Annotated in this window: 7 protein-coding genes; all 7 read left to right on the top strand. The window is 29.8% G+C overall.

Annotated elements, in window-relative coordinates; genetic code table 11:
* Window positions 1-226 precede the first annotated feature (226 nt).
* Genes L1S47_RS20425 through L1S47_RS20395 form a run of 7 tightly spaced genes read left to right on the top strand, consistent with a single transcriptional unit; the run spans window position 227 to window position 4491 of the window.
* On the top strand, window positions 227-613 hold the full coding sequence (locus tag L1S47_RS20425) for a VOC family protein (RefSeq protein ID WP_238886943.1): 387 nt from the start codon (window positions 227-229) through the stop codon (window positions 611-613).
* 48 nt (window positions 614-661) lie between these two features.
* The gene (locus tag L1S47_RS20420; RefSeq protein WP_238886941.1) at window positions 662-1138 is read left to right on the top strand and encodes a peptide deformylase; all 477 of its coding nucleotides are present in this window, start codon (window positions 662-664) and stop codon (window positions 1136-1138) included.
* A 15-nt stretch (window positions 1139-1153) separates the two neighbouring features.
* Window positions 1154-1471 carry a hypothetical protein gene (locus L1S47_RS20415; protein WP_238886939.1) on the top strand — a complete coding sequence of 106 codons (318 nt, stop codon included), beginning with the start codon at window positions 1154-1156 and terminating at the stop codon, window positions 1469-1471.
* A complete protein-coding gene (locus tag L1S47_RS20410; protein ID WP_238886937.1) occupies window positions 1468-1944 on the top strand; it encodes a DUF692 family multinuclear iron-containing protein in 477 nt (158 codons plus the stop codon). The genes L1S47_RS20415 and L1S47_RS20410 overlap by 4 nt, the downstream gene beginning before the upstream one ends.
* Before the next feature lie 10 nt (window positions 1945-1954).
* The gene (gene fosX / locus L1S47_RS20685; RefSeq protein ID WP_275297895.1) at window positions 1955-2599 is read left to right on the top strand and encodes a FosX/FosE/FosI family fosfomycin resistance hydrolase; all 645 of its coding nucleotides are present in this window, start codon (window positions 1955-1957) and stop codon (window positions 2597-2599) included.
* A 52-nt stretch (window positions 2600-2651) separates the two neighbouring features.
* Window positions 2652-3305: an HAD family hydrolase gene (locus L1S47_RS20400; RefSeq protein WP_238886935.1), complete on the top strand. Its 654-nt coding sequence runs from the start codon at window positions 2652-2654 to the stop codon at window positions 3303-3305.
* 19 nt (window positions 3306-3324) lie between these two features.
* Window positions 3325-4491, top strand: a complete 1167-nt coding sequence (locus tag L1S47_RS20395; RefSeq protein ID WP_238886933.1) for a DNA glycosylase AlkZ-like family protein — start codon at window positions 3325-3327, stop codon at window positions 4489-4491.
* Window positions 4492-4688: the final 197 nt, after the last annotated feature.

The raw sequence follows: 4688 nt of genomic DNA, 5'->3' as shown, positions 1-4688 counted from the left end.
TATTCTATTATACATAAAAGTACCCCATAGAATAGGCTTTTTTAAATTGTCTATTCTATAGGGTACATTTTAGTGTATTACTGGCTTTTAATTTTATTGGAGCTCATATATATACAGTAATGCTAAATATTTGAAATCAATACAGCCATTAAGTATAATTAAATAAAATAGACAATTGTAAGATAAAGCGAATTACATGTTAAATTAAGAAAGGTGAAAATATATGATGAAAGCAAAAATTAATCTTATTACGATTTGGACAAATGATATAGATAAAATGAAAAATTTCTATAATCAAGTTCTCGGATTTAGAATTGAAAATGACCTAGGTAATTATGTTGAATTTGAAAACGATGGGGTAAGATTTGCTATTTGTATGAGAGATGTTATGTATGTTTATAGTAGTGAATATAGAAAAGAGTCATTTGGACAGGGTTTTGAACTTGCATTCCCATGTGAAGATCCGAAAGATGTTGATGAATCATTTGAGAAATTAATCTCTAAAGGAGCAACTTCTATTCATGAACCACAAGATATGCCTTGGAATCAAAGAACAGCACTATTTGCTGACCCAGATGGAAACATACATGAAATTTTTGCAGAAATTAAATAATACATGTTTTCTTAAAATGTTCATTAAGGGAGAATTGAGGCAGTAGTTATGATTAGAGAAATACTATTATTAGGAAATGAAAAGTTATATGATGTAAGTTCAGTTATAGAAGAAAAAGAATTAGAAAATATAAAGGAAGTTGTAAGTGATCTACATGATACCCTTATGGATTTTAGAAAAAAGTATGGGGTAGGAAGAGCAATTGCAGCTCCTCAAATAGGTGTGTTTAAGAGATTGATTTATATGTATATAGATAAACCAGAGGTATTTATAAATCCAGTTTTAACTTTCACTGATGATGAAATGATGGAGGTTTTAGATGATTGTATGTCATTTCCTCAGCTATTAGTTAAGGTTAAAAGACATAAAAGATGTGTAATTGAATTTATGGATATAGATTTTAATGATAGAAAAATAGAATTAGAAGGAGACTTATCAGAATTACTACAACATGAGTATGATCATTTGGATGGAATTCTTGCTACTATGAGAGCAATAGATAATAAATCATTTTATTTAAAGTAATAAGGGAGATAGAGTATGAAGATTGGTTGTAACTGGTCAAGAGCCTTAAAAGTACTTCTTGAAAGAGATGCAGTAAATGTAGATTATATTAAGTCAGGTGCCTTTGGTAACTTTAATAAAGCATTTTCTACTATGAGATCCTTGCGCCCTATTTTAATTCATGGTTTAGGATATTTTGAGAATGCGGGGACTCCAAACTTAGAAATAATAGATTTTAAGTGGGCTAATGAAGTTATAAATAAATGTGGTTCACCTCATTATGGCTTTCATTTAGCTATTAGAAATGAAGATATGTTTGAAGGAATGAATAAGCTGATATTTACGATCGAATGACTAAAAATATACAAATATTTAAAAAGAATTTATCCGTACCATTATTAGTTGAAAATTCTCCAGATACACCAAGTGATCGAAAGGATTACGACCTTTATCCATTTAATGAACCAGAACAAATTAATAAGATTCTTATAGATAATGACGTATTCTTTTTACTTGATATTACCCATGCAAAATTAACTGCAAAATATAGAGGCTTTGACATATATGATTATCTAGATAACTTAAAACTTGATAGAGTAAAAGAAATTCATATAAATGGTTCAGGCTATGACAAAGAGGGTTTTCCTATGGATACCCATGAGGCAATGGGAGAGGAAGATTATGAACTATTAAAATGGGTATTAAGAAAAGCAAAACCAGATATAGTTACCTTAGAATTTAATGAAGTAGAGGATGAAAACTATGATGAAGCTATTATAGCTACTGAAATACAATTAAATAGGATAAGTGAAATATGCAATATTTAAGGGGATAGATATGATAGAGGGTATAAGCCACATTACTTTTATTGTAAGGGATTTAGAGAAAACTACGAAGTTATTTAAATGTTTATTTCATGCTGAAGAGATTTATTATAGTAATGAGAAAGAACATTCTTTATTTAAAGAGCGTTTTTTCATTATAGGTGGACAATGGATAGCAGCTATGGAAGATTCAAATATTGTAAGTAGAACATATCATCATGTGGCATTTAAAATACCAGATTCTGATGTTGAATATTATTTAAATAAAATCAAAGAGTTGAATTTAGAATTAAAGCCGCCAAGAGAAAGAGTACCAGGAGAAGGATATTCTATTTATTTTTATGACTATGACAATAACTTAATTGAACTTCATACTGAAACATTAGAGAAACAATTAGAATCTTATAGTAATAAAGATAAACTTAATCAAAAAATTGAAAGGAGATTTATCATGGAAGAATTAAAAGTAATTTTAGAAAAATTTGCTGACTCAGGTTGGGACTTAATTGCTATTCCATCAAAAGCATATCTTGATGGAAATGGAAACAAAGAGGCTTTGATTGAAGCAATTGAACAAGCAGATAAAGAATGTGGAAGCTGTGGTTGTGAATTTGATCCTTTGTATAAAAGGTGTATTGAACTAAAAAAGGCATTATAGCAAAAGAAGAGGCTTGATGTCTCTTCTATGTTGTTTGAATGGAGGAGATGAATTGAAATACCGTTGTTTAGTTTTGGATCATGATGATACAGTGTCAAAGAGTACACCAGAGATACACCATCCATCTTTTGTGGAGGCAATGAAATTATTAAGACCAGATATAGAACCATTGACCCTTGAAGAATTTGTTTCTTGTTGTTTTAGTCCAGGCTTTTCACATTTATGCAAAGATGTTTTGGAATTTAGTGAAGAAGAGCAGCAGAAACAGTATGAAATATGGAGAAGCTATACTAAGTCTATAGTTCCAGAGTTCTACTCTGGATTCCCAGAATTAATAAAAAGATATAAGGAATTAGGTGGGATAATATGTGTAGTATCACATTCTGAAAGTGAACAAATTCTTAGAGATTATATTGTAAACTGCAATGTTACTCCAGACTTAATATTTGGGTGGGATGTGGAGGAAGATAAAAGGAAACCAAGTCCTTATCCACTTTTAGAAATTATGAAAACTTTTAATTTAGAAGAGCATGAGATTTTAGTATTAGATGATTTAAAACCAGGATTAGATATGGCTAGAGCTTGCAACATAGAGTTTGCAGCAGCAGGCTGGTCACATATAATTCCTGAAATAAAAGAATATATGAAAAATGAATCAGATTACTATTTTGAAACTGTAGAAACATTTAGTAAGTTTATATTTTAAAAGCGTGAGGTATATTTAATTGAGAATATATGAGAAACAACAAATTTGTAAGTACTTAGTATCATATCAGCATTTGAGTGATGATACTGAACTTATAAGTAAGGACAAAATAGTTGATTATATTAAGAAGGTTGGATGTATTCAGTATGATCCGCTTAATGTGGTTGGACGAAATCCTGATTTAGTACTACAATCTCGTTTAAGTGACTATAGAAAAGGTGATATTGAAGAATATTTATATATAGATAGAATTTTATTTGATGTTTGGGATAAAAATATGTCCATTTGTGCTATTAGCGATTGGGCATATTTTGAGAGATATCGTAAAGAGTATTTAAACTGGTGTACTAACCATAAAGATACCATAGATAAAATCATGGATTATCTAAGAGCAAATGAATCGGCATGTTCTTCTGATTTTGAATTTGAAGAAAAAGTTGGTTGGCATTATGGTCCCCAGAGGCTTGCAAAAGCAGCATTAGAATGTATGTGTTACGCAGGGCTTGGAGTTGTTCACCATAAAAAAGGTGCAAGAAGATATTATTCTTTAGCTGATAAATACATACCAGAGAAGTATTTTTCTATGAAGGATCCCAATAGTAGTATTGAAGATTATTATAAATGGTTTGTACTTCGTCGAATAAATAGCATTGGGATACTATGGAATAGACCTAGTGATGCATGGCTTGGATTAAAAGGATTTAAAAGTGAGGAGCGTAATAATGCTTTTAAAGCATTACTTGATGAAGGGAAAATCACAGAAATTCAAGTTGATGGAATGAAAGATACACTGTACATTGCAACTGAGAATCTTGAAGTATTTCAAAGGTCAATAGAGAGGCCTAATCAAAGTAGTAGGGCAAGAATTCTTGCTCCACTTGATAACATGCTTTGGGACAGGAAGCTTATTAAGGAGTTATTTGACTTTCAATATAAATGGGAAGTGTATACCCCAATTGCAGAGCGTAAGTATGGATATTATGTTTTACCAATTCTTTGCGATGATAAATTTATTGGAAGAATTGAAATGGAGACAGATAATAAAAGTAAAACTTTGGTAGTTAAAAACTTTTGGGCTGAGGACAATGACTTTGTTTTAACCTATAGAAAGAATATAATTTCAGGAATAGGTAGATTTAAAGAATATAACCTATGTGATAAAGTAGAAATACTTTGTAGTATTTAATAAACATAAGAACTACATAGAAAGAAATTAAGTTATTTATAATTTGATTATAATATAAATAGGAGTATATAAAAATATGAGCAAATTAAAAGATAATATAATAAAATCCTATATAAGAATATATTTAAAATGTACCCGTTGTAAAGGACAGTTTAAAAAAAGACTATATAGCAGACTTAAGAAGATGATTTCTGTAT

The organism is Clostridium sp. YIM B02551 (genome assembly GCF_022324735.1).
GTDB classification, from domain to species: domain Bacteria; phylum Bacillota; class Clostridia; order Clostridiales; family Clostridiaceae; genus Clostridium_T; species Clostridium_T paridis.
Note: the sequence above shows the minus strand (reverse complement) of the source record. Positions and strands in the feature narration are given on the sequence as shown.